Genomic DNA, 23,402 nt, shown 5'->3' with positions numbered 1-23,402 from the left:
CCTGGCCACACCGTCGAAGAACCCACCCCCACCACGACACCCCGGACAAACACGGGCCACCTCACCCCGCCCTACCGTGGACCCCGCACGGCGTACACACACCACACACCACCCCAACGCGGAAGGGCCGGGACCCGACATGACTGCCACCCACGCCTTCTGGCTCGCCGGCCGCCAGGCCACCGGCGAGTCCGACTTCGACGTCACCTCCCCCTGGGACGGCACCACCGTCGGCACGGTGAGCCTCCCCACCGACGCCCAGGTCGAAGAGGCCGTCGCCGCCGCGTACGCCGTCCGCGAGGACTTCGCCGCGACCCCCGCCCACGTCCGCGCCGCCGCCCTCGACCACGTCGGCCGCCGCCTGACGGAGCGCACCGAGGAGATCGCCCGCCTGATCTCCGCCGAGAACGGCAAGCCGATCAAGTGGGCCCGCGGCGAGGTCGGCCGCGCGATCTCGGTGTTCCGCTTCGCCGCCGAGGAGGCCCGCCGCTTCAACGGCGGCGAGGCCCAGCGCCTCGACACGGACGCCGGCGGTCAGGGCCGCCTCGCGCTGACCCGCCGCTTCCCCAAGGGCGTCGTCCTCGGCATCGCGCCCTTCAACTTCCCGCTCAACCTGTGCGCCCACAAGATCGCCCCCGCGATCGCCGCCGGCGCGCCCATCATCCTCAAGCCCGCCCCCGCGACGCCCCTCTCCGGCCTGATCCTCGGCGACCTGCTCGCCGAGACCGACCTGCCCGCCGGCTCCTGGAGCATCCTCCCGGTCCCCAACGACCGCATGCCCGCCCTCGTCCAGGACGAGCGCCTGCCGGTCATCTCCTTCACCGGCTCCGAGACCGTCGGCTACGCGATCATGGACTCGGTGCCCCGCAAGCACTGCACGCTGGAGCTGGGCGGCAACGGCGCGGCCGTCGTCCTCGCCGACTGGGCGAGCGACGAGGACCTGGACCGGGCCGCGTCCCGCATCGCGACGTTCTCCAACTACCAGGGCGGCCAGTCCTGCATCTCCGTTCAGCGGGTGATCGCCGACGCCGCCGTGTACGACCGGCTGCTGCCGCGCATCGTCGCCGCCGTCGAGGCCCAGGTCACCGGTGACCCGAACGACGACGCCACGGACGTCGGCCCGCTGGTCAGCGAGGCCGCCGCCGAGCGCGTGGCGGCGTGGGTCGAGGAGGCCGTCACCGCGGGCGCCAAGCTCCTCACCGGCGGCAAGCGCGACGGTGCCTCCTACGCCCCGACCGTCCTCACCGACCTGCCCAGCGACACCACCCTGGCCCACGAGGAGGTCTTCGGTCCGGTCCTCAGCGTGCAGAAGGTGACCGGCGAGGCCGAGGCGTTCGCCGCCGTCAACGACTCCAAGTACGGTCTTCAGGCAGGCGTGTTCACCCACGACCTCCAGGCCGCCTTCCGTGCCCACCGGGCCCTGGAGGTCGGCGGCGTGGTCATCGGCGACGTCCCCTCCTACCGAGCCGACCAGATGCCGTACGGCGGTGCCAAGCAGTCCGGCGTCGGCCGCGAGGGCGTGAAGTTCGCGATGGACGACTACACCTACGAGCGTGTGCTGGTCCTCACCGGGCTCGCCCTCTGACGTTCCGGTCTCACCCGGCGTCGAGCTGGTGGTCCGCCCAGACGTACGTCTCGGGCAGCAGGTCGGCGACGGGGACCGCGCGCACCCGGTCCCCGTCTCCGACGATCACCCTGAGCCCGGGGAAGTAGTCGAGCAGGACCTGACGGCACCGGCCGCACGGCGGCACGACCCCGCGCTCGCGGTCGCCGACGGCGACGATCGTCTCCAGCTCGTACACGCCCTGGGCCGCCGCCGCCCCGACGACGACCAGCTCGGCGCAGGGACCGCCGGTGAAGTGGTAGGCGTTGACCGCCGTGACGATCCGCCCGTCCCGGGCGCGGGCCGCGGCCGCCATGGTGTGGTTGTCGCCCCGGCAACGGGTCCGGGCCACGTGCGCGGCGGCCTCGATGAGTTCGTGGTCGACGGGGTGCGTCTGCGAGGGCATGGTCTTCGCCTTGTCAGGTGTCGGGCGGTGTCGGGCCGGGGGCGGGCTCGCGCGCGTATGAGTTCCGCTGCCGGCCCTGTGGTGTTGCCCTGCTGTTCGGATGATCGGCACGCGCCTGCGGGATCGTACGCCAAATCGCCCCATGCCAAAGGACTGGATCGTTGGCACACGCCCGGAAGACCAAGCCCGAAGAAGCGCTTCCCGCCTCCTTCATGCGAAGGGAGGAAAGGCAGGCCGAAGCGGCACTGGCCCCGGGCAACCGTCCCATGTCCACCGACGCAGCCATGAACTTGCAGCGGTTCGCCGGCAACCAGGCCGTGTCCCGCTTGGTCTCCAGCGGCCCCAGTGGCCGGGCGCACCCGGTCCAGCGTGCTTCCTCCGCGGAGCTCGACCACGCGGCCGGGCAGGCGGTGCCGCCGAAGAAGACCAAGGACCACGAGATCGACGACAAGGGCGACGTACGGCTGAATCCCCTGTGGGTGCCGCTGAGCGAGTTCAGCGGCCGGGACCTCGACAACAGCCCCGAGGGTGCGAAGTGGCAGTACGCCGTGACGGAGGACGGGGAGATCTCCCTGGGCAGTGAGGACGTCGCCTCGCTCATCCCCAAGGGCCAGCTCGACCGGCTGCTCGCCGGAATGCGGACGAAGCAGCCGGGGCTGACCGCCGACGACCTCTCCGGCGGCCTGGAGAACATGGGCCACCCCACGATCGCGGCCCATTTCGACCAGGTGACCGGCCGGACCACGAGCAATCCCAAGGGCCGCGTCAGCGGCGAGTTGTACCGCATCGGCGGTGTCTGGACGCTCAACGACAAGTCCGGCCGGTTCATGGCCGAGAAGGTGCGGGGCAAGCCGCAGACCGAGGACCTGGAGCGCTGGCTGTCCGGCGTGGCTGAGCGGATCAGCAGGCAGACGCGTCGGCGTATCAGTTACCAGATCATGAAGCACTCCTGACCGGAACCGAAACCGGAACCGGGACCGGAACCGGTCCGGGCAGCGGGTCGGGGGCCCGGTACCGGTAGTCGCCGGTGCCGGGCCCCGCCCCCGTGCCGGGCTTCTCCGGACCCTCAACCGGAGAAGCCGACGTGCGCGAGCCGCAGAGAGCCGCGCAGTCTGATGCGGAGGTCGTGCACGCCGGCGGCGGTGAAGGCGCCGGTCAGGGCCGTGTAGTCGTACGGGCCCGCGGTCGGCGCGTCCGGCGACAGGGTCACCGTCCACGGGCCCCCGTCCAGCGCGACCTCGACCGAGCCGGTGCCCGCGACCGACACGGTCACCCCGGTCACGCCGGGGCCGAAGTCGCAGTCGCGGTAGAGCAGTTCGCCGGTGCGTCCGGGGACCGCCGTCACCGCGTCGCCCGCGACCCTGGTCCGGTCGACGATCTCCGTGCCGCTCTGGTCGTCGAAGTCGGCCGCTTCCAGACCGAGTGCGCCGACCGGGCGCGGCGCGGCGGGCTCGCCGTCGAGGGTGACGGTCGTCGACAGGCGCACGTCCGCGCTGGAGGCACCCGCCAGCAGGGCGTACGGGCCCGGTTCCAGCCGCCACCGGTCGTGCGCGACGTCCCAGAACGCGAAGGCGGACAGCGGCACCTCGAAGGAGACCCGGGCCGACGCCCCCGGGGCCAGGGTGAGCCGGCGGTGGGCCAGCAGCTCGCGGCGCGGCCGTGGCACCGACGGGGCCTCGGCGCGGACGTAGAGCTGGGCCACCTCGTCCGCGGTCACCTCCCCGGTGTTGGTGACCGTGAAGGACACGGACACCGGCCCGGCCGTGCCCCGCACCTGAGCAGTGAGGTCCCCGTACCCGAAGGACGCGTAGGACAGGCCGTGCCCGAACGGGAACAGCGGCGTCGCCTCGGAGTACAGGTAGGTCTGGCGGCCGCCGATCACGTCGTAGTCCAGCAGGTCGGGCAGGTCCGCGTCGTCGGCGTACCAGGTCTGCGGGAGCCGGCCCGCCGGGGAGACGTCGCCAGCCAGGACCCGGGCCAGCGCGGCGCCGGCCGCCTGCCCGCCGTGCGCGGTCCACAGCGCCGCCGGGAGCGCCGCCACGTCGACCGCGTACGGGTAGGCGGACACCAGCGCCAGCACGGTCGCCGGGTTGGCGGCGCGGGCGGCGCGCAGCAGCCGTTCCTGGTGGGCGGGCAGCCGCAGCGTCGTACGGTCCTCGGTCTCGCGGCCGTTGATGTGCGGGTCGTTGCCCGCGACCACGACGACCACGTCCGCCCCGGCCGCGGCCCGCGCCACCGCGTCCTCGCCGTGCTCGGCGACCACCAGCTCGAAGACCTCGGCGTCCGTGTCGTCCGTGTCCGGCGCGGCAACCTGCACGCCGTCGGCGGCGACCTGGACGGGGCGCCCCGTTCCCGTGTGCCTCAGGAGGTGACCGTCCCCATGGGGTTCCAGCCGGAAGGTCTCCTGCACGACCCAGCCCCCGGGCTGGTCGGCGGAGGCGCGGAGGTAGCCGTCCTCGGCGACGGACAGGTACCGGCCGTCGGGCGCGCGCAGGGTGAGCACGCCCTCGCCCCAGTCGACGAGCGCCAGTTCGGTGCCGACGGCGTCGGTGGTCAGGGGCGGCAGGTCGGTGCGGCCGGCCAGCAGGGCCGGGTCGAGGGCGCCCTCCGCACCGGGCGCCTCGGCGGGGGAGCCGTCCGACGGGAGGACGTGCAGGAAGGTACCGTCGGCCGTGCGCAGCCGGACCCGGTCCACGCCCTCCGCGAAGCTCACACGGTCGGCGCCGAACCGCTCGTACAGGCCCTCCAGAGGAGTCGAGCGGTGGATCAGCGTGCCGCTGTACCAGTCGAGCTTGCACTCGTCGGCGAGCAGTCCGACGACGGCGACCCGGGTGTCGGGAGCCAGCGGCAGGACGCCGTCGTTCTTGAGCAGGACCACCGCCTGCTCGGCCGCCTCGCGGGCGAGCGCCCGGTGCTCCGGCGTGTCGAAGTCGTCGACGCCCGCGTAGGGGTCGTGCTCCGGGTCGAACTCGCCGAGCCGGAAGCGGACCGACAGCTGACGGCGCACCGCCGCGTCCACGTCCGCCTCCGTCAGCAGGCCCTGCTCCAGGGCGCCCCGCAGGCGCGCGACGATCCGCGAGGAGTCGGTGCCGTGGTCGGTGAAGCTGTCCACCCCGGCCCGCAGCGCGGCGGCGGTCGCCTCCTCGTGGGTGTCGAAGTAGTGCTCCGAGTCGACCAGGTTGGAGGGCGCGCCCGCGTCCGAGCAGACCAGGAGTTCGTCCTCCGTCCAGGCGCGCAGATGCCGCCCGAGGTACGGGGAGAGGTGGTTGGGGCGGCCGTTGACCAGGTTGTAGGCCGGCATCACCCCGGCCACCGCGCCCGCCTCGACGGTCTCCCGGAAGGCCCGCAGGTCGTACTCGTTGAGGACGCGCGGGCGGACGGAGGACGAAGAGGTGTCCCGGTCGGTCTCGTTGTTGTGGGCGAGCCAGTGCTTGAGGACGGGCGCGGTGCGCCAGTACGTCGGGTGGTCGCCGCGCAGGCCGCGGGTGTAGGCGGTGGCGATGGCCGAGGTGAGCTTCGGGTCCTCGGAGTAGCCCTCCTCGTTGCGGCCCCACAGCGGATGGCGCAGCAGGTTCACGGTCGGCGACCAGACGTTGAGGCCGACGCGCTCGTCGCGGGCGCGCATCGCCCGGGCCTCCTTGGACACCGCCTCGCCGACCCGCCGCACCAGCTCCTCGTTCCAGGTCGCGCCGAGCCCCACGGCCTGCGGGAACACGGTCGCCGGGCCCATCCAGGCCACGCCGTGCAGGGCCTCCTGGCCGGTGCGGAAGGCGCCGATGCCGAGCCGCTGGACGGCCGGGGCGAACTGGTGCAGGAACGCCGTCTTCTCGTCGAGCGTGAGCCGCGACAGCAGGTCGTCGACGCGCTTCGCGAACGGCAGCTGCGGATCACGGAACGGCGGCGTGGGTGCGGTCACGTGGGGGTCCCCTTGCGATGGTGCGGGCAGGACGTCGAAGCGCTTCGATGCTCCGTGCAGTCCCGGCTGGGTGTCAAGACGGCCACCAATCTTGGAAGCGACCCTTGTGTGCCCCGAGGGGTTAACTTAACCTCGCTGCAACATCGAAGCGCTTCGACGCTTCAACGGACTTCGCCACACGCCGATTTCAGTTCCCTCGACACACCGCAGCCGACGGCCCGTCGGCTGTCCCGGTGCGCCACGAAGGCACGAAGGGTTGACGCAAATGACGCCGAACGCCGCCTCCGGTCCCAGCCGGAGAAGTTTCCTCGCCTCCACCGCGGTCGCCACCGCGGCGGTGGCGGGAGGGGTGCCGCTGCTCTCCGCCTGCGGCGGATCCGACGGAGGCTCGCGCGACGGCACGACGTCGGGCAAGGAGGCAGCGGAGCTGCTGCCGGCGTACGTGGCGGCCGGCGTCGTCACGCCCGACATCCCCAGCAAGAACGGTTCCGCGGTCGGCTTCACCAGCAAGCTCGACCTCGCCGAGCTGAAGACCTCGGTGCCGAAGAAGCTCGGCAAGGGCGGCGAGGTCACCATCATGTCGCCGTTCTGGGGGTCCCCGCCCAAGGAGGACAACGCCTACTACAAGGCGATGAACGACCTCATCGGCGTCGACGTGGTCTGGCAGAACCAGGACGGCAACACCTACGACCAGAAGCTCGGCGCGGTCCTCGCCTCCAGCGAGGTGCCGGACGTGGTGGTCGTGCCCGGCTGGAACATGACCGGCAAGATACCCAGCGCCATCATCGGCAAGTTCGCCGACCTCGGCCCCTACCTGTCCGGCGACGCGGTCAAGGAGTACCCGAACCTCGCCGCGATCCCCACCGACGCCTGGCGGCGGTCCATCTTCGGCGGCAAGCTGCTCGGCCTGCCGATGCCGTCCTCGTACGTGTCCGGCATCGTGCCGCTGTACCGGCAGGACATCTTCGAGAAGGAGGGCTACGAAGTCCCCCGCTCCTGCGACGAGTTCATGGCGCTGGCCAAGGACGCCACCAACGCCAGGGCCAAGCGCTGGGCCTGCCTGGACATGAAGTGGACCGCCTTCAACGCCTTCGGTGTGCTCTCCGGCAACGAGAAGTCGCTCGGCTGGAACCAGGTCGACGGCAAGCTGGTCTACCGCGCCGAGACGGACGAGTACCTCGAGGCGCTGGAATGGACGCGCAAGCTGTTCGCCGCCGGGGTCGTGCACCCCGACGCCAAGCTCGGCAAGTCCAACGCCGCCGACCCCGGACCCAAGTTCGCCGCCGGCGAGTTCCTCGTCTACAACCAGGACATCTCCCAGTGGTGGAGCCGTACCGCCGAACAGGCCACCCAGAACCCCGAGTTCAAGATCTGGGGCATGGACTTCTTCGGGCACGACGGCGGCGACCCCACCCTGTGGGCCCAGAACCCGGCGACCATCTTCGCCTTCGTCAACAAGAAGGCGTCCAAGTCCGTGATCCGCGACGTGCTGGCCGTCGCCAACGTCACCGCGGCGCCGTACGGGACCAAGGAGTACATGGCCACCAACTACGGCGTCGAGGGCACCCACTACACCGTCAAGGACGGCGTGCCCACCAAGACCGACCAGGGCAACATCGACGTGATGAACGCCTACGTGATGGTGGCGAGCCCCGCGGCGACCATCGCCCACCCCGACTTCCCCGAGGTCGCCAAGGGGCAGGTCGAGTGGCAGCAGCGGACGGGCGCCGTCACCAAGAAGCCCACGTTCTACGGCATGCAGATCGTCGAGCCCGCCCGCTGGACCAACCTCTCCAACGACTTCGAGCAGCTGGAGGACGACATCGTCCGCGGCCGCAAGAAGATCGGCGACATGCAGCAGGCCGTCTCCGACTGGAAGAGCAAGGGCGGGGACAAGCTGCGCGACTGGTACCAGAAGATCCTCGACGAGAACGGTCCGGCGGCCGGCTGACCGGGTACCGAGGCAAGGAGAACCACCGTGTCCCACAGCACGGTGCCTCGGACCAGGGCCGAGGCCGATACGACGAAGAAGACCCCGGCGGCGTCCGGCGACGCCGCCGGCCCCCGCGGGGGAAAACGGCGGCCGGGAAAGCTGAGCCTGCGGCTGCGGTTCCGGCGCGACCGCGTGCTGCTGCTGATGACACTGCCGGCCGTGCTGCTGGTGCTGCTCTTCAACTACGTGCCGATCCTCGGCAACGTCGTCGCCTTCCAGGAGTACGACCCGTACCTCAGTGACAACGGGGTCGTCTCCATCCTGCACAGCCCCTGGGTGGGCCTGGAGAACTTCCAGCGGATCTTCGAGGACTCCGCCTTCTGGAACTCGGTGCGCAACACACTCGTGCTCTTCGTGCTCCAGCTCGTGCTGTACTTCCCGATCCCCATCGCCCTCGCGCTGCTCATCAACAGCGTGGTCAGGCCCCGGGTGCGGGCGATCGCGCAGGCCGTCCTCTACCTGCCGCACTTCTTCTCCTGGGTGCTGGTCATCGCCGTCTTCCAGCAGCTGCTCGGCGGCGCCGGACTGCTGTCCCAGCTGCTGCGCGACCACGGGTACGACGGGCTCAGCGTCATGACCGACCCGGACACCTTCAAGTTCCTGGTCACCGCGCAGAGCGTGTGGAAGGACGCCGGCTGGGGGATCATCGTCTTCCTCGCCGCCCTAGCCTCGGTCAGCCCCGACCTGTACGAGGCCGCCGCGATGGACGGCGCCAACCGCTGGCGCCGCATGTGGCACGTCACGCTGCCCGCGCTGCGCCCGGTGATCGCCCTGCTGCTGGTGCTGCGCGTCGGCGACGCCCTGACCGTCGGCTTCGAACAGATCCTGCTGCAACGCGACGCCGTCGGACCGGGCGCCGCCGAGGTCCTCGACACCTTCGTGTGGTGGAACGGCGTACGCAACCAGGACTTCGGCTACGCGGCCGCCGCGGGACTCGTCAAGGGCGTCATCAGCCTCGGCCTGGTGCTGGTGGCCAACAAGGTCGCCCACCTCATGGGCGAGCAGGGGGTGTACAAGAAGTGACCGCCGTACCCGAAGCGACGGCCGTACGGGAACCGGCCGTGGTGAGCGGCCCGCCCGCGCGCCGGCCCCGGCCGTGGGTGGCCCCGCCCCGCCCCGTGTGGGAGGAGAAGCCCAGCCGGGCCGGACTCGCCGGCAAGGGGCTGGTCCTGCTCCTGGCCTGCCTGGGCATCCTGTTCCCGCTGTGGATCGTCGTCGTCACCAGCCTCTCCAGCCGCAGGTCCATCGACGAGGCCGGCGGCCTGGTGATGATCCCCAAGGACATCACCTTCGTCGCCTACCAGGAGCTGCTCAGCGGCGGCCAGGTCACCCGCGCCGCGCTCGTCAGCATCGGCGTCACGCTCGTCGGCACCCTGTTCTCCATGGCGGTGTCCGTGCTGTGCGCCTACGGACTCTCCCGCAGCGGCTCGCTGGGCCACCGCTGGATCCTCATGGTGCTGCTCGCCACGATGTTCTTCAGCGCCGGTCTCATCCCCACCTACCTGCTGGTGCAGTCCCTGGGCCTGACCGACAGCTACCTCGCGCTGATCCTGCCGAGCGCGATCAGCGTCTTCAACATCCTGGTGCTGCGCGGCTTCTTCATGGGCATCTCCCAGGAACTGATCGACAGCGCCCGCATCGACGGCGCCGGGGACCTGCGCATCCTGTGGCAGATCGTCCTGCCGCTGTCCCGTGCCGTCGTCGCGGTGATCACGCTGTTCTACGCCGTCGGCTACTGGAGCGCCTGGTTCAACGCCTCCCTGTACCTGAACGACCAGGACATGCTGCCCCTGCAGAACGTCATGATCCAGCTGGTGCAGAAGCAGGAGGCACCGGTCGGCCTCGGCCAGGCGATCAAGACCGGTGAACTGTCCGGCCTGGCCGTCCAGATGGCCGTGATGGTCATGGCCCTGCTGCCGGTCGCCGTACTGTCGCCCTTCGTCCAGCGCCACTTCAAGAAGGGCATGCTCACCGGGGCGGTGAAGGGCTGATGCCGGACCTGTCCGACGCCACCCGCGGGCGCATCCTGTACGGCGGCGACTACAACCCGGAGCAGTGGCCCGAGGAGACCTGGCCCGAGGACATACGCCTGATGAAGGCCGCGGGCGTCAACTCCGTCACCCTCGGCGTCTTCTCCTGGGCCAGGCTCGAACCACGCCCCGGCGTCCACGACTTCGCCTGGCTGGACCGGCTCATGGACCTGCTGCACGAGGCCGGCATCGGCGTCGTCCTCGCCACCCCCACCGCCTCGCCCCCGCCCTGGCTGGGCCACCTGCACCCCGACACCCTGCCCCGGGACTCGGACGGCCGCACCGAGTGGTGGGGCGGCCGGCAGCACTTCTCGCACTCCAGCACCGTCTACCGCCGGCACGCCGCCGCCATCACCGAGGCCCTGGCCGCGCGGTACGGGTCCCATCCCGCGCTCACCCTGTGGCACATCAACAACGAGTACTGCACCTACGACCACGGCGACGAGGCCGCCACCCGCTTCCGCCGCTGGCTCCAGGACCGCTACGGCTCCCTCGACGCCCTCAACACCGCCTGGGGCACCGCCTTCTGGAGCCAGGGCTACGGCGACTGGGCCGAGGTCGCCCCGCCCCGCCGCGCCCACTACCTGAGGAACCCCACCCAGGTCCTGGACTTCCGGCGCTTCACCTCCGACATGCTCCTGGAGTGCTACACCGCCGAGCGCGACATCGTCCGCCGCCACACCCCGCACATCCCGGTCACCACCAACTTCATGCCGCTGTGGTCCGGCCAGGACGCCTGGCGCTGGGCCGAGGAGGAGGACGTCGTCTCCGTCGACCTCTACCCCGACCCGCGCGACCCGTACGGCGCCCAGGAAGGCGCCCTGGTCCAGGACATGACCCGCTCGCAGGCGCGCGGCCCGTGGATGCTCATGGAACAGGCGGCCGGACCCGTCAACTGGCGCGGTGTGAACCACCCCAAACCGCGCGGCCTCAACCGCCTCTGGTCGCTCCAGGCGGTGGCCCGCGGCGCCGACGCCGTCTGCTACTTCCAGTGGCGCCAGTCACGGCAGGGCGCCGAGAAGTTCCACTCCGGCATGGTCAGCCACGCGGGGGAGCAGGGGCGCACCTACCAGGAGGTCGTCCGGCTCGGCGCCGACCTCGCGCGGCTCGGCCCGTACGCGGCCGGTGGCACGATCAGCGCCGACATCGCCGTCCTGCACGACTGGCACGCCTGGTGGGCCGCCGACCAGGAGGCCCGCCCCTCCGCCCGCGTCGACCACGCGGACGTCCTGCGCACCTGGCACTGCGCGCTGTGGCGGGCCCACCTCACCACCGACTTCGCCCGCCCCGAGGACGACCTCACCCCGTACCGGGTCGTCGTCGTGCCCCAGCTCTACGCCCTCACCGACGCGGCGGTCGACAACCTCCTCGCCCACGTCCGCCGCGGCGGCACCCTCGTCTGCGGCTTCCTCACCGGCGTCGCCGACCCGGACGACCGCGTCCGGCCCGGCGGCATGGACGCCCGGCTGCGCGAGCTGTTCGGCATCCGCACCCTGCACGAGTGGTGGCCCCTGGACGCCGGGGAGAGCGCCGACTGCGACGGCTTCCGCGGCACCCTCTGGTCGGAGGAGATCGAACCCGACGGCACCGCGTCCGAGACGATCCCCTACAAGGGCGGCGAACTGGACGGACTCCCGGCCGTCCTCCGCAAGGGCGGCGCCTGGTACCTGTCGACCCTGCCCGAGCCGGACGCGCTGCGCGACCTCCTCGCCCGGATCGCCGCCGACGCGGGCGCCCGCCCGGTGCTCGACGCCCTCCCCGCCGAGGTCGAGGCGGTCCGCCGGGGCGACCTGCTGTTCCTGCTCCACCACGGCCGCGACCCGGTCACCGTGGACGTCCCCGGCACCCACCGCGAGCTGCTGACCGACGCCGTCGTCACCGACCGCGTCACCCTGGGCCGCTACGGCGTGGCCGTGCTGCGGGACCCGGAGCCGGCCCCATGAGCGGCCCGCCCGTGCACGGCACCTGGGAGCCGGAGCCCGCCACCCGCTGGGAGGACGCCTTCCTGAGCGGCAACGGCCACCACGGCGCGCTGGTGTTCGGCGATCCCGACGCCGACCGGGTGATCGTCACCCACCACACCCTGGTCCGCCCCGACGGTGACGACGGACACCGCCGCCCGCCCGCGCTCGCCGCCGCGCTCCTCGCCCTCCAGGACCGGCTGCTGGCCGGCGACACCGCCGCCGCCGAGAACTTCACCGACGGCCGCCCGCTGCAGTGGGTACGCCCCTTCCACCCGGCCTTCCAACTGCGCCTGAACCGGCCACCGGCCGAGGACACCCGCGGCATCCGGGACATCCACGACTCCCGTGCCCCCTACCGCCGCGCCGTCGACTTCACCACCGGCGAGACCACGGCCACCCGCGCCGGCTGGACCAGCCGCGTCTTCGTCTCCCGCGCCGACGACGTGATCGTCCAGCACGTCACCGCCCCGCACCTCACCCTCGACCTGTCCCTCGACCCCCGGCTCCCGGGCGCCCCCGCCGGGCTCGGCGTCGGCCACGGCACCGTCCTCACCCCCGAGGGCGCCCTGCTCACCCTGCGCGCCCGCTATCCCGGCAGCGACCTCGCCTACACCGGCGTCACCCTCGCCGCCGTCACCGGCGGCACCGTGAAGCTGGTCCCGCCGGGCGTCCTGGTCGAGGGCGCCACCGAGGTGCTGCTGCTGACCCGGGTGCACCGCCACACCGGCGAGCTGGACACGGTCGCCGAGAGCCGCGCCCTGCGCGCCCTGCTGGACACCCCCTCCGGCACGGCCCCGTACGACGACCTCCTCGCCCGGCACCTGGACCACCACCGCACCGCCTACGACCGCGTCACCCTCGACCTCGCCGCCGACCCCGCCGAACGCGCCCTGCCGGGTTCGGCACTGCTCGCCAGGGCCGGCGGCCCCGCCCTGCTGGAACGGCTCTTCGCCGCCGGCCGCTACCACCTGCTGTCGGCCAGCGGCCTGCTCCCGCCCCGCCTCACCGGCCTGTGGACCGGCGACTGGAACACCGCCTGGTCCGGCGCCTTCACCACCAACGCCAACCTCAACCTCCAGACCGCCTCCGCCGCGGCCGCCGCCCTCCCCGAGGTCACCGAGGCCCACGCCGCCCTGGTGCACCGCCAGCTCCCGGACTGGCGGGACAACGCCCGCGAGATCTTCGGCACCCGCGGCGCGGTCGCGCCCTCCCACACCGACGGCGAGTGCGGCCACACGTACCACTTCAGCCGTGAGTACCCGCTGCACCTGTGGACCGCGGGCGCCGACTGGCTGCTCAAGCCCCTCCTCGACCACGACGAGACGTACGGCACCCCCGACCCGCGCACCACCGCCGCGCTGGCCGAAGTCGCCCTGTTCTACGAGGACTTCCTCCGGCGCACCGACGAGGACGGCCACCTGGTCGTCGTCCCCTCCTACTCGCCCGAGAACCGCCCCGCGAACGCGAGCTGGGGCACCCTGAACGCGGCGATGGACCTGTCCGCCGCCCGGCACGCCCTGCGCGCCGCCGCCGACCGCGACCCCGAGCACGCCGACCGCCGGCGCGCCCTCGCCGAGCGCCTGCCTCCGCACCGGGTCAACGCGGACGGCGCGCTCGCCGAGTGGGCGTGGCCCGGCCTGGCGGACACCTACGACCACCGCCACCTCAGCCACCTCTACGGCGTCTGGCCGCTGGACGAGATCAATCCGTACGACACCCCCGGCCTCGCCGAAGCCGCCCGCCGCGCCCTCGAACTGCGCGGCGCCGAGAACGACTCCGCCCACGGCCACCTGCACCACGCCCTGGTCGCGGCCCGCCTCCGGCACGGAGCCGGGGTCGCGCACGCCCTGGACCAGGTGCTCGGCGGCGACTACTTCCACGCGTCGCTGATGAGCGCCCACTACCCCGGCCGCGACGTCTACAACGCGGACGCGGCGCACGCCCTGCCCGCGGTGCTCATCGAGATGCTCGTGCAGTCCACCCCCGGCCGGCTGGTCCTGCTGCCCGCCCTCCCCGCCTCCTGCCCGCGGGGCGCGCTGCGGGGCGTACGCACCCGCTTCGGGGCCGCGCTCGACCTCACCTGGAGGCCCGACGGCAGCGCGACGGCCGTCCTGCGCCCGGACCGCACCCTGCGCATCGAACTCAGGACCCCCTCCGGGGCGGAACGACTCGACCTCACCGCCGGGAAGGACCACGTGATCGGCGTCGGGGCGCGGTGAGCCAGGGGCCTACGGCCCGACGGGCGCCGGTCCCGAGCTGGCCCGCACCGTCAGCTCGGGCGCGAGCAGCACGACCTCGTCGCTGCCGCGGCCGTCGAGCTTGGCGACCAGCTGTTCCACGGCCCGCCGGCCCATCTCCTGCGCGGGCACCGCGACCGAGGTGAGCCGCACCGAGGCCTGGGTCGCGACCTGCTCGGGGCAGACGGCGACCACCGACACGTCCTCCGGCACGGCCCGGCCCTGCTGGCGCAGCAGAGCGAGCAGCGGCTCGACGGCCGCCTCGTTCTGGACGACGAACCCCGTGGTGTCCGGACGTTCGTCGAAGACCCGGGCCAGCGTCGCGGCCATCGTGTCGTACCCGCCCTCGCAGGGCCGGTGCAGCAGCCGCAGCCCCAGCTCCCGGGCCCGGGTGCGCAGACCGTCGAGGGTGCGCTCGGCGAAGCCGGTGTGCCGCTCGTAGACGGCGGCGGCCTCGCCGATGACCGCGATGTCACGGTGGCCCAGCCCCGCCAGGTGCTCCACGCAGAGCGCGCCGGTCGCCCGGAAGTCCAAGTCGACGCAGGTGAGGCCCTCGGTGTCGGCGGGGAGTCCGATGAGGACGGACGGCTGGTCGGTGGCGCGCAGCAGGGGGAGCCGCTCGTCGTCGAGTTCGACGTCCATGAGGATCATCGCGTCGGCGAGTCCGCTGCCGGTGACCCGGCGCACCGCGTCGGGGCCCTCCTCGCCGGTGAGCAGCAGGATGTCGTACCCGTGGGTGCGCGCGCCGGCCGCGACCGCGATGGCGATCTCCATCATCACGGGCACGTACATGTCGGTGCGCAGCGGGATCATGAGGGCGATGATGTTCGACCTGCTGCTGGCCAGTGCGCGGGCGCCGGCGTTCGGGTGGTAACCGAGCTTCCGGATGCTCTCCTCGACCCGTTGCCGGGTGGTGGTGGAGATGGACCGCTTGCCGCTGAGGACATAGCTCACCGTGCTCGCCGAGACTCCGGCGTGCTGGGCGACCTCGGCGAGGGTGACCATCCGGCTCTCCAAGTGATGTGAAGCGCTTCGACAGCGCGCGGGACGAATAGCGGCGGGCGAGGGTGGTTCGACAGTAGCCCCAGTGCGGATGGGTGTCCATACCATGTCGAAGCGCTTCGACTGGACTGTCTTCCACGCTCCCCCTGTCGGACCCACCCTCGCAGTATCGGCCGAACGGCCGCACGAAGGGTGGCCGGGTCGCCCGGAATCGGGTACATACGATCGAGTAGCACCGACTAGTAACGTACGTCCGCAAGTTCGTGCAGGGCGATTCGTGGCGAGGTGAGCCTCATGTCCGCACCACCCACTTCCTCCTCCCGTCCCACCGTCACCGAACGTGAGGCCCGACAGGTCGCGGAGGCGGCCCGGGAACAGGACTGGCGCAAGCCCAGCTTCGCCAAGGAGCTGTTCCTCGGCCGCTTCCGCCTCGACCTCCTCCACCCCCACCCGCTCCCGGCCGACGAGGACGTCCAGCGGGGCGAGGAGTTCCTCGCCAAGCTGCGCGACTTCTGCGAGACGAAGATCGACGGCGCGGTGATCGAGCGCGACGCGCGGATCCCCGACGACGTGATCACCGGGCTGAAGGAGCTGGGCGCCTTCGGCATGAAGATCGACACCAAGTACGGCGGCCTCGGCCTGACCCAGGTCTACTACAACAAGGCCCTCGCCCTGGTCGGGTCCGCGAACCCGGCGATCGGCGCGCTGCTCTCCGCCCACCAGTCGATCGGCGTGCCGCAGCCGCTGAAGATGTTCGGCACCCAGGAGCAGAAGGACACGTTCCTGCCGCGCTGCGCCCGCACCGACATCTCGGCCTTCCTGCTCACCGAGCCGGACGTCGGCTCCGACCCGGCCCGCCTGGCCACCACCGCCGTCCGGGACGGCGACGACTACGTCCTCGACGGCGTGAAGCTGTGGACCACCAACGGCGTGGTCGCCGACCTGCTCGTCGTCATGGCCCGCGTCCCGAAGCCCGAGGCCGGGCAGGGCAGCAAGGGTGGCAAGGACGGCGGGGGCGGCAAGGGGGGCATCACCGCGTTCGTCGTCGAGGCCGCCTCCGAGGGCATCACGGTCGAGAACCGCAACGCCTTCATGGGCCTGCGCGGCCTGGAGAACGGCGTCACCCGCTTCCACCGGGTGCGCGTCCCGGCCGCCAACCGCATCGGCCCCGAGGGCGCCGGCCTCAAGATCGCCCTGACCACCCTCAACACCGGCCGCCTCTCGCTGCCGGCCATGTGCGTCGGCGCCGGCAAGTGGTGCCTGAAGATCGCCCGCGAGTGGTCGGCGGTGCGCGAGCAGTGGGGCAAGCCGGTCGCGCTGCACGAGGCGGTCGGCTCCAAGATCTCCTTCATCGCGGCGACCACCTTCGCCCTGGAGGCCGTCCTGGACCTCTCCTCCCAGATGGCCGACGAGGACCGCAACGACATCCGCATCGAGGCCGCCCTCGCCAAGCTCTACGGCTCCGAGATGGCCTGCCTGATGGCCGACGAACTGGTCCAGATCCGCGGCGGCCGGGGCTTCGAGACCGCGGCCTCCCTCGAAGCCCGCGGCGAGCGCGCGGTCCCCGCCGAGCAACTCCTGCGGGACCTGCGCATCAACCGCATCTTCGAGGGCTCCACCGAGATCATGCACCTGCTGATCGCGCGCGAGGCCGTCGACGCCCACCTCTCGGTCGCCGGCGACCTGATCGACCCCGACAAGACCCTCTCCGACAAGGCGAGGGCGGGCGCCCAGGCCGGCGTCTTCTACGCCAAGTGGCTGCCGAAGCTGGTCGCGGGGCCGGGGCAGCTCCCGCGCTCGTACGCCGACTTCCACCCCTCGGGCCACCCCGACCTCTCCGCCCACCTGCGCTACGTCGAACGCACCGCACGCAAGCTCGCCCGCTCCACCTTCTACGCCATGTCCCGCTGGCAGGGCCGGATGGAGGCCAAGCAGGGCTTCCTCGGCCGGATCGTCGACATCGGCGCGGAGCTGTTCGCGATGAGCGCCGCCTGCGTCCGCGCCGAGCACCTGCGCGCCAAGGGCGACCACGGCCGCGAGGCCTACCAGCTCGCCGACGCCTTCTGCCGCCAGTCCCGCATCCGCGTCGAGGAACTCTTCGGCCGCCTGTGGACCAACACCGACGACCTGGACCGCAAGGTCGTCAAGGGCGTGCTGGGCGGCGCGTACGAGTGGCTGGAGCAGGGCGTCGTCGACCCCTCGGGCGACGGCCCATGGATCGCGGACGCGACACCGGGGCCGTCCCAACGGGAGAACGTCCGCCGGGCCATCGGTTGATGCCTCGTGCCTCGGCGCCACCCCTGCGGCGCCGAGGCGGACGTAGAGTCATCGCATGCCGTCCGATTCGCCGCCCGACTGGGTGACCCACCGGCTGCGCCTGCTCGGGCGGCGCATCCGTGTTCAACGTGAAGCCCTTGGCATCAGCCAGGACGAACTCGGCGAAAGGACCGGGCTCGGCGGCAGGAGGATCGACCAAGTCGAGCAGGGCGCCACGACGCGACTCTTGACGACCTGATCCTCATCGGGTCCGCCCTTGACGTCCCGCTCGCCGAGTTGGTCGCCGGTGACTGAGCGACCGCGCGCCAGGTTAGGGGCCGGCTCAGTGCCCGTCCGACTCCGGTGAGTGAGCCCGTCCGGGAAACCGCCGGCGGCCCTCGCGGGTGCGCGACACCCGTGCGAGGGACGCGCTGTCCTCCCGGAGGGGCGTTGCGGACACAATGGGGGGATGAGCGACAGTCCAGCCCCACTCGCCGACCCCCACCTCGTCTACGACCCGGTGGCGGGCGACGGCCCGAAGGACGTGGTGATCCTCGGGTCCACCGGGTCGATCGGGACCCAGGCCATCGACCTCGTGCTGCGCAACCCGGACCGCTTCCGGGTCACCGCCCTGTCCGCCAACGGCGGCCGGGTCGCCCTCCTCGCCGAGCAGGCGTACCGGCTGAAGGTGCGGACCGTCGCCGTCGCCCGCGAGGACGTCGTACCGGCGCTGCGGGAGGCGCTCGCCGACCAGTACGGCGCGGGCGAGCCGCTCCCCGAGATCCTGGCCGGACCGGAGGCGGCCACCCAGGTCGCCGCCTCCGACTGCCACACCGTGCTCAACGGCATCACCGGCTCCATCGGACTCGCGCCCACCCTCGCCGCCCTGGAGGCGGGCCGCACCCTGGCGCTGGCCAACAAGGAGTCGCTCATCGTCGGCGGCCCGCTGGTCAAGGCGCTGGCCAAGCCGGGCCAGATCATCCCGGTCGACTCCGAGCACGCCGCCCTCTTCCAGGCGCTGGCCGCCGGCACCCGCGCCGACGTGCGCAAGCTGGTCGTCACCGCCTCCGGCGGCCCGTTCCGCGGCCGGACGAGGGACCACCTGGCGGCCGTCACCGTCGAGGACGCCCTGGCCCACCCCACCTGGGCCATGGGCCCGGTGATCACGATCAACTCCGCCACCCTCGTCAACAAGGGCCTGGAGGTGATCGAGGCCCACCTGCTCTACGACATTCCCTTCGACCGCATTGAGGTGGTCGTGCACCCGCAGTCGTATGTCCACTCGATGGTGGAGTACACGGACGGATCGACGCTGGCCCACGCCACGCCCCCCGACATGGGCGGGCCCATCGCCGTGGGCCTGGGCTGGCCCGACCGCGTCCCCGACGCCGCGCCCGCCTTCGACTGGAGCAAGGCCTCGACCTGGGAGTTCTTCCCGCTCGACAACGAGGCCTTTCCCTCCGTCGACCTGGCCAGGCACGTCGGACAGCTCGCGGGCACGGCCCCGGCGGTGTTCAATGCCGCCAACGAGGAGTGCGTCGAGGCGTTCCGCTCCGGCGCGCTGCCGTTTCTCGGGATCATGGAGACCGTCACGCGGGTGGTCGAGGAGCACGGCACCCCCCGTACGGGAACCTCGCTCACCGTCGCGGACGTCCTCGAAGCGGAGACCTGGGCACGCGCCCGGGCCCGGCAACTGGCGGCACAGACGGCGGAGGCCCGTGCATGACGACCCTGATGTTCATCCTCGGCATAGTCCTCTTCGCCGTCGGCCTGCTCTTCTCCATCGCCTGGCACGAGCTGGGCCACCTGTCCACGGCCAAGATGTTCGGCATCCGGGTGCCGCAGTACATGGTGGGCTTCGGACCGACGCTCTTCTCCAAGAAGAAGGGCGACACCGAGTACGGGATCAAGGCCATCCCCTTCGGCGGCTACATCCGCATGATCGGCATGTTCCCGCCCGGCCCCGACGGCCGCATGGAGGCACGCTCCACCTCGCCCTGGCGCGGGATGATAGAGGACGCCCGCTCGGCCGCCTTCGAGGAACTGCAGCCCGGCGACGAGAAGCGGCTCTTCTACACGCGCAAGCCGTGGAAGCGCGTCATCGTGATGTTCGCCGGCCCCTTCATGAACCTGATCCTCGCGGTGGTGCTCTTCCTCACCGTCCTGATGGGCTTCGGCATCTCCCAGCAGACCACCACCGTCAGCTCCGTCTCCCAGTGCGTCATCTCGCAGAGCGAGAACCGCGACGACTGCACCAAGTCCGACCCGGCCTCCCCGGCCGCCGCGGCGGGCCTGAGGGCCGGCGACAAGATCCTCGCCTTCGACGGCGTACGGACCGACGACTGGGACAAGCTGTCCGACCTGATCCGCGCCAACCCCGGCGAGGACGTGCCGGTCGTCGTCGAGCGCAAGGGCGAGGAGATCACCCTCCACGCGACCATCGCCACCAACAAGGTCGCCAAGAAGGACTCCAACGGACAGATCGTCCAGGGCGAGTACGTCACCGCGGGCTTCCTCGGCTTCAGCTCCGCCACCGGCGTGGTGAAACAGGACTTCGGCCAGTCCGTGACCTGGATGGGCGACCGGATCGGCGACGCCGTCGACAACCTCGCCGCGCTGCCCGCCAAGATCCCGGCCCTGTGGGACGCGGCCTTCGGCGACGGACCGCGCGAGGCCGACTCCCCGATGGGCGTCGTCGGTGCCGCCCGCGTCGGCGGCGAGATCGCCACCCTCGACATCCCGCCCACCCAGCAGCTCGCCATGTTCGTCATGCTGGTGGCCGGCTTCAACCTCTCCCTGTTCCTCTTCAACATGCTCCCGCTGCTGCCGCTCGACGGCGGGCACATCGCGGGCGCGCTGTGGGAGTCGCTGCGCCGTGGCACCGCCAAGGTGCTGCGCAGGCCCGACCCCGGTCCCTTCGACGTGGCGAAGCTGATGCCGGTGGCCTACGTGGTGGCGGGCGTCTTCGTCTGCTTCACCCTGCTCGTCCTGGTGGCCGACGTGGTCAACCCGGTCCGCATCACCTGACCGTCCAGCCCGCCGCGGCACCGGCATGACGACCGGATCTGCGGACCGTCCGACCGATCCGATGAGAAGCCCGATCCGGAGAGCATGTCCCTCCGGACCGGGCTTCACTCGTCCCGCCCGGCACATGGCCGCCAAAGGGTGCATCTCCCGTACGCCGCGTGCCCGGCGTTCATCTGGGTGCCGTAATCTCGGATGCCGGAGCCCGCCGCTGAACGGGGCCGGACCTTGATCCACGACTTGGGGTTGCACAGCAGATGACTGCGATTTCTCTCGGCATGCCGGACGTTCCGACCAGGCTCGCGGAGCGCCGCAAGAGCCGGCAGATCCAGGTCGGACCCGTGGCGGTGGGCGGCGACGCCCCCGTGTCGGTGCAGTCCATGACCACCACCCGCACCTCCGACATCGGCGCCACCCTCCAGCAGATCGCCGAGCTGACGGCGTCGGGCTGCCAGATCGTCCGGGTGGCCTGCCCCACCCAGGACGACGCCGACGCGCTGCCGGTGATCGCGAAGAAGTCCCAGATCCCGGTGATCGCGGACATCCACTTCCAGCCCAAGTACGTCTTCGCCGCGATCGAGGCCGGCTGCGCGGCGGTCCGGGTCAACCCGGGCAACATCAAGCAGTTCGACGACAAGGTCAAGGAGATCGCCAAGGCGGCGAAGGACCACGGCACGCCCATCCGCATCGGCGTGAACGCGGGCTCCCTGGACCGCCGCCTGCTCCAGAAGTACGGCAAGGCGACCCCCGAGGCCCTGGCCGAGTCCGCCCTGTGGGAAGCCTCGCTCTTCGAGGAGCACGACTTCCGCGACATCAAGATCTCGGTCAAGCACAACGACCCGGTCGTGATGGTCGAGGCCTACCGCCAGCTCGCCGCCCAGTGCGACTACCCCCTCCACCTCGGCGTCACCGAGGCGGGCCCGGCGTTCCAGGGCACCATCAAGTCGGCCGTCGCCTTCGGCGCGCTCCTCTCCCAGGGCATCGGCGACACCATCCGCGTCTCCCTCTCGGCCCCGCCGGTCGAGGAGATCAAGGTCGGCATCCAGATCCTGGAGTCGCTGAACCTGCGCCAGCGCGGCCTGGAGATCGTCTCCTGCCCCTCCTGCGGCCGCGCCCAGGTCGACGTCTACAAGCTCGCCGAAGAGGTCACCGCCGGCCTGGAGGGCATGGAGGTTCCGCTCCGCGTCGCCGTCATGGGCTGCGTCGTCAACGGCCCCGGCGAGGCCCGCGAGGCCGACCTCGGCGTCGCCTCCGGCAACGGCAAGGGCCAGATCTTCGTCAAGGGTGAGGTCATCAAGACCGTGCCCGAGTCCAAGATCGTGGAGACCCTCATCGAGGAGGCCATGAAGATCGCCGAGCAGATGGAGAAGGACGGCGTGGCCTCCGGCGAGCCCTCCGTCGCCGTGGCGGGCTGATCCGGCTCCCCCCACTGCCGCGTCGCCCCGGGGGGCGGCGCGGCATATTCGCGGCAGGTACAGTGCGGGGACCAGCAGATCTCAGGGTGAGGCCCCCGCACGTGTTGACGCAGACCACCTCCCGCGTGCTCGAACCGAGCGACCTGGACGCCGCGCTCGCCATCCTCGACCGCGACCCGGTCGCGAACGCCTTCGTGACCGCACGCGTCCAGATCGCCGGCCTCGACCCGTGGCGTCTCGGCGGCGAGATGTGGGGCTGGTACGAGCACGGCATGCTCACGTCCCTGTGCTACGCCGGGGCCAACCTGGTGCCCATCTGCGCCACCCCGCGCGCCGTCCGCGCCTTCGCCGACCGCGCCCGCCGGGCCGGCCGCCGCTGCTCCTCGATCGTCGGCCCCGCCGACACCACCGCCCAGCTCTGGCGACTCCTCGAACCGGGCTGGGGCCCCGCCCGCGAGGTGCGCACCCGCCAGCCCCTCATGGTCACCGACCGCCTCCCCGACGACATCGCCCCGGACCCCTACGTACGGCGCGTCCGCAAGGACGAGATGGAACGGATCATGCCGGCCTGCGTGGCGATGTTCACCGAGGAGGTCGGCATCTCCCCGCTGGCCGGCGACGGCGGCCTGCTCTACCAGGCCCGGGTCGCCGAACTCGTCGGCTCCGGCCGCTCCTTCGCCCGCTTCGACGCCGACGGCAAGGTCGTCTTCAAGGCCGAGATCGGCGCCGCCACCGACCGCGCCTGCCAGATCCAGGGCGTATGGGTGGCCCCCGAGTACCGCGGCAAGGGCCTGGCGGCACCGGGCATGGCGGCGGTCCTGCGCTACGCCCTCGCGGACGCCGCCCCGGTGGCGAGCCTGTACGTCAACGACTTCAACACGGCGGCGCGACGGACGTACCTCAGGGTCGGATTCCACGAGGTGGGCGCCTTCATGAGCGTCCTGTTCTGAGCCGCACCGCGCCACCGGCACCCCGGCCGCACCCCCTGTAGGCTCCCGGCATGGACCTCGTGATCGGCCCGCTGGACCTCTCCGCGCACGTGGACGAGGCCCTGGCCGTCCAAGCCGCCGCCTTCGGCCTCGGCCCCGACGAGGTGGCCGTCCGCCGTCAGATCGTCCTGCGCCACATGACCCACCCCGGCGCCAGAGCCCTCGGCGCCACCGTCCGGGGCCGTCTCGTCGGCTTCGTCTACGGCATGCCCAACGACCGCACCCACTGGTGGTCCACGGTCGTCGAGCCCTACCTCCGCGCCCAGGGCACCGACGCCTGGCTCGACGACTCCTTCGTCATCACGGAGCTGCACGTCCACCCGGCCCACCAGAACCGCGGCGCGGGCCGCTCCCTGATCACCACCATCACCGACGCCGCCACCGAGCCCCGCTCGATCCTCTCCGCGATCGACACTGAGAGCCCCGCCCGCGCCCTCTACCGCTCCCTCGGCTACCAGGACCTCGCCCGCCGGGTCCTCTTCCCCAGCGCCCCCAAGCCGTACGCGGTGATGGGCGCCCCGCTCCCGCTGCACCGGCGCACGCCCGGTCGATAACCGATTTCCACCG

The 23,402-nt window shown here is 71.9% G+C and carries 17 protein-coding genes; 14 read left to right on the top strand and 3 right to left on the bottom strand.

The features are described from left to right. Nucleotides 1–139 precede the first annotated feature (139 nt). On the top strand, nt 140–1,585 hold the full coding sequence (locus K7854_RS18165) for an aldehyde dehydrogenase family protein (RefSeq protein WP_226027576.1): 1,446 nt from the start codon (nt 140–142) through the stop codon (nt 1,583–1,585). A 10-nt stretch (nt 1,586–1,595) separates the two neighbouring features. Here the strand turns inward: K7854_RS18165 and K7854_RS18160 are convergent, their stop codons facing one another. Further along, the gene (locus K7854_RS18160) at nt 1,596–2,009 is read right to left on the bottom strand and encodes a cytidine/deoxycytidylate deaminase family protein (RefSeq protein ID WP_226027575.1); all 414 of its coding nucleotides are present in this window, start codon (nt 2,007–2,009) and stop codon (nt 1,596–1,598) included. Nucleotides 2,010–2,293: 284 nt separating this feature from the next. Between K7854_RS18160 and K7854_RS18155 the strand changes: the two genes are divergently transcribed. Beyond that, nucleotides 2,294–2,962: a hypothetical protein gene (locus K7854_RS18155; RefSeq protein WP_226027574.1), complete on the top strand. Its 669-nt coding sequence runs from the start codon at nt 2,294–2,296 to the stop codon at nt 2,960–2,962. Nucleotides 2,963–3,075: 113 nt separating this feature from the next. Here K7854_RS18155 and K7854_RS18150 read toward each other — a convergent pair whose 3' ends face one another. After that, nucleotides 3,076–5,925, bottom strand: coding sequence for a glycoside hydrolase family 3 C-terminal domain-containing protein (locus K7854_RS18150; RefSeq protein ID WP_226027573.1), 2,850 nt, complete (start codon nt 5,923–5,925; stop codon nt 3,076–3,078). Nucleotides 5,926–6,190: 265 nt separating this feature from the next. Between K7854_RS18150 and K7854_RS18145 the strand changes: the two genes are divergently transcribed. The 5 genes from K7854_RS18145 to K7854_RS18125 are packed head-to-tail and all read left to right on the top strand — an operon-like array spanning nt 6,191 to nt 14,131. Beyond that, complete coding sequence (locus K7854_RS18145; RefSeq protein ID WP_226027572.1) at nt 6,191–7,876, top strand: extracellular solute-binding protein; 1,686 nt, start codon at nt 6,191–6,193, stop codon at nt 7,874–7,876. A gap of 27 nt (nt 7,877–7,903) precedes the next feature. Further along, the gene (locus tag K7854_RS18140; protein WP_226027571.1) at nt 7,904–8,941 is read left to right on the top strand and encodes an ABC transporter permease; all 1,038 of its coding nucleotides are present in this window, start codon (nt 7,904–7,906) and stop codon (nt 8,939–8,941) included. A 38-nt stretch (nt 8,942–8,979) separates the two neighbouring features. Beyond that, nucleotides 8,980–9,909, top strand: a complete 930-nt coding sequence (locus tag K7854_RS18135; RefSeq protein WP_226027626.1) for a carbohydrate ABC transporter permease — start codon at nt 8,980–8,982, stop codon at nt 9,907–9,909. Beyond that, entirely contained in the window at nt 9,909–11,891 is a 1,983-nt protein-coding gene (locus K7854_RS18130) for a beta-galactosidase (protein ID WP_226027570.1), read from the top strand. The genes K7854_RS18135 and K7854_RS18130 overlap by 1 nt, the downstream gene beginning before the upstream one ends. Then, nucleotides 11,888–14,131, top strand: coding sequence for a glycosyl hydrolase family 95 catalytic domain-containing protein (locus tag K7854_RS18125; RefSeq protein ID WP_226027569.1), 2,244 nt, complete (start codon nt 11,888–11,890; stop codon nt 14,129–14,131). The genes K7854_RS18130 and K7854_RS18125 overlap by 4 nt, the downstream gene beginning before the upstream one ends. A gap of 9 nt (nt 14,132–14,140) precedes the next feature. Here the strand turns inward: K7854_RS18125 and K7854_RS18120 are convergent, their stop codons facing one another. Further along, nucleotides 14,141–15,154 carry a LacI family DNA-binding transcriptional regulator gene (locus K7854_RS18120; protein WP_226027568.1) on the bottom strand — a complete coding sequence of 338 codons (1,014 nt, stop codon included), beginning with the start codon at nt 15,152–15,154 and terminating at the stop codon, nt 14,141–14,143. A gap of 291 nt (nt 15,155–15,445) precedes the next feature. Here K7854_RS18120 and K7854_RS18115 point away from each other — a divergent pair, with 291 nt between their 5' ends. The 7 genes from K7854_RS18115 (at nt 15,446) to K7854_RS18085 (ending at nt 23,389) form a co-directional block, all read left to right on the top strand. Next, entirely contained in the window at nt 15,446–17,428 is a 1,983-nt protein-coding gene (locus tag K7854_RS18115; protein WP_226027567.1) for an acyl-CoA dehydrogenase family protein, read from the top strand. A gap of 55 nt (nt 17,429–17,483) precedes the next feature. Beyond that, nucleotides 17,484–17,666, top strand: a complete 183-nt coding sequence (locus K7854_RS18110; protein WP_226027566.1) for a helix-turn-helix domain-containing protein — start codon at nt 17,484–17,486, stop codon at nt 17,664–17,666. 210 nt (nt 17,667–17,876) lie between these two features. Further along, nucleotides 17,877–19,133 (top strand): 1-deoxy-D-xylulose-5-phosphate reductoisomerase, encoded by a 1,257-nt coding sequence (dxr, locus tag K7854_RS18105; protein ID WP_226027565.1) that lies wholly within the window; start codon nt 17,877–17,879, stop codon nt 19,131–19,133. After that, the gene (locus K7854_RS18100; RefSeq protein WP_505016450.1) at nt 19,130–20,434 is read left to right on the top strand and encodes a M50 family metallopeptidase; all 1,305 of its coding nucleotides are present in this window, start codon (nt 19,130–19,132) and stop codon (nt 20,432–20,434) included. Before dxr ends, K7854_RS18100 begins: the two co-directional genes overlap by 4 nt. A 254-nt stretch (nt 20,435–20,688) precedes the next feature. After that, nucleotides 20,689–21,846, top strand: coding sequence for a flavodoxin-dependent (E)-4-hydroxy-3-methylbut-2-enyl-diphosphate synthase (gene ispG, locus K7854_RS18095; protein ID WP_226027564.1), 1,158 nt, complete (start codon nt 20,689–20,691; stop codon nt 21,844–21,846). A gap of 101 nt (nt 21,847–21,947) precedes the next feature. Further along, a complete protein-coding gene (locus tag K7854_RS18090; RefSeq protein WP_226027563.1) occupies nt 21,948–22,796 on the top strand; it encodes a GNAT family N-acetyltransferase in 849 nt (282 codons plus the stop codon). Between the two features lie 50 nt (nt 22,797–22,846). Continuing rightward, complete coding sequence (locus K7854_RS18085; protein WP_226027562.1) at nt 22,847–23,389, top strand: GNAT family N-acetyltransferase; 543 nt, start codon at nt 22,847–22,849, stop codon at nt 23,387–23,389. Nucleotides 23,390–23,402 lie beyond the last annotated feature (13 nt).

This window comes from Streptomyces hyderabadensis (genome assembly GCF_020404845.1).
Classification (GTDB): Bacteria; Actinomycetota; Actinomycetes; order Streptomycetales; family Streptomycetaceae; genus Streptomyces; species Streptomyces hyderabadensis.
Note: the sequence above shows the minus strand (reverse complement) of the source record. Positions and strands in the feature narration are given on the sequence as shown.